A 2,374-nucleotide genomic window follows, 5' to 3' on the forward strand; every position below is an offset into this window, starting at 1 on the left:
GCTTAACACCGACGATATCCGGAAGACGCATCATGGAAGGACGGCCCAGCATCACGGTTTCCGCTTCCAGGCCACCAACCCCAATGGCGATAACACCCAGGGCGTCCACGTGGGGAGTATGGCTGTCGGTACCGATACAGGTATCGGGATAGGCGACACCATCACGGGCCTGGATAACCGGGGACATTTTCTCCAGGTTGATCTGGTGCATGATGCCATTCCCTGCGGGAATCACATCAACATTCTCGAAGGCAGTTTTGCACCACTCAATAAAATGAAAACGGTCTTCGTTCCGGCGATCTTCAATAGCCCGGTTTTTTTCCAGGGCATCCGGATCAAAACCGCCATGTTCAACGGCCAGAGAGTGATCAACAATCAACTGGGTTGGTACAACCGGGTTAACCCTGGCAGGATCACCGCCCTGCCCGGCAATGGCGTCCCGCAATCCGGCAAGATCCACCAGGGCGGTCTGGCCAAGAATATCATGGCAGACAACACGGGCTGGATACCAGGGGAAATCCAGGTCACGCTTGCGCTCAATAATCTGCTTCAGGGAGTCGGTCAGAGTAGCCGGGTCACAGCGGCGAACCAGCTGCTCGGCCAATACTCTTGAGGTATAGGGTAAGGTGTTATAGGCACCCGGTTGAATCGCTTCCACGGCTGCACGCGTATCATAATAATCCAGCCGGGTGCCGGGTAAGGGTTTACGAAAATCAGTGTTCATACGTCGAACGTCCACCGGGCAAGTCATTTACTGTTATAAACGACCAGGCGCACAAAGGTAGCTTTTTTCTCTGTGCGCCTGGTGGTCTTTGTGGTTAATCGCGGTCTTCAATAGCCACCCATTCTGCGCTTTCTGGCCCGGTATAGTCTGCAGATGGACGGATAATGCGGTTGTTGGCCCGCTGCTCCATGACGTGGGCAGTCCAGCCAGCTACCCGCGAACAAACAAAGATCGGTGTAAACAACTTGGTAGGAATGCCCATAAAGTTATAGGCAGAGGCATGAAAGAAGTCGGCATTACAGAACAGCTTTTTCTCCCGCCACATGACCGCCTCAACACGCTCGGAAACGGCATAGAGATATTTATCACCCACCTGCTCAGACAACTTTTCAGACCACTTCTTGATGATGGCATTACGGGGGTCAGACTCGCGATAAATGGCGTGGCCAAAGCCCATAATCTTATCCTTGCGTGCCAACATGGCCATGATCTTCGCTTCGGCCTCTTCAGGCGAGCGCCAGTTCTCGATCATTGCCATGGCCGCTTCGTTAGCGCCACCGTGGAGTGGGCCACGCAATGAGCCGATGGCACCGGTCACACAGCTGTGGATGTCAGACAGGGTGGAAGCACAAACGCGGCCGGTAAAGGTTGAAGCATTGAACTCATGCTCGGCATAAAGCACCAGGGAAGCGTGCATTACCTGAACATGAAGTGGCTCAGGCTTTTTGTTGTGCAACGTCCAGAGAAACTGTTCGGCAATGGAGTCCGCATCGGTATCAACATCTACCCGGACACCGTGGTGGCTGAAGTTGTACCAGTAGTTGATCATGCCGGGGAAAATGGCCAGCATGCGGTCAATATGATCGTGCTGCTGTGAAAAATCCTGTTCGGTTTCCAGGTTTCCCAGCATGGAACAACCGGTTCGCATCACATCCATGGGGTGAGCATCAGCAGGAATCTGTTCAAGGACTGTTTTCAAGGCATCGGGCAGGGAGCGAAGGCCCTTGAGCCTGATTTTGTAGGCGTCCAGTTCAGCGCGGTTCGGTAGTTTGCCATAAAGCAGCAGGTACGCGACTTCTTCAAACTGGGCCTTATCTGCCAGCTCGTTGATATCGTAACCACGGTAAGTCAGGCCTGAACCGGTTTTGCCCACGGTACACAGCGCGGTTTCACCTGCGGACTGACCACGCAGACCAGCGCCGCTTAATTTCTTGTCTGCCCCAGAGTTTGTCGTCATGGCACATCTCCACTTTTTTTGTTTTATGGATTCAGAAACTCTTTGGTTTTCACCAGCCGTTCACGTTCCTGGAAGGTCATCATGCCATCGGCGATAGCGCCACTGTTGCCGTCACGCTTGATCACCTTCAGTACATCCCGCATTGCGGTCACTGCCGCCCGCTGCAGGTCAGAGGGAATAATGATCAACTGATAGCCCATTGCTTTCAGGTCGGCAGTGAGTACCAGTGGTGTTTTCCCACTGTAGAACATGTTGATCAGCTTGGGACCAGGCACCTGTCTGGCAATTTTCTCAATCTGTTCGATGGTCTGCGGTGCTTCTACGAACAGCATATCCGCACCTGCTTCAGAATAAGCCCTGGCACGGTCAATAGCATCTTCAAAACCGGTAACGGCAATGGCATCAGTACGGGC

The 2,374-nt window shown here is 53.3% G+C and carries 3 protein-coding genes; all 3 read right to left on the reverse strand.

The genetic code is table 11. From position 1 onward, the window contains the following. Positions 1–724, reverse strand: a 724-nt coding sequence (locus KDK14_RS04845) for an aconitase family protein (RefSeq protein WP_257263889.1), incomplete at its 3' end; no start/stop codon positions are given. 94 nt (positions 725–818) lie between these two features. Next, positions 819–1,961, reverse strand: a complete 1,143-nt coding sequence (gene prpC / locus KDK14_RS04850; protein WP_257263890.1) for a 2-methylcitrate synthase — start codon at positions 1,959–1,961, stop codon at positions 819–821. Between the two features lie 23 nt (positions 1,962–1,984). Then, the coding region (locus KDK14_RS04855; RefSeq protein WP_257263891.1) for an oxaloacetate decarboxylase at positions 1,985–2,374 on the reverse strand (390 nt) is incomplete at its 5' end.

The sequence above is a fragment of the Endozoicomonas sp. ONNA2 genome (assembly GCF_024606365.1).
GTDB lineage: Bacteria > Pseudomonadota > Gammaproteobacteria > Pseudomonadales > Endozoicomonadaceae > Endozoicomonas.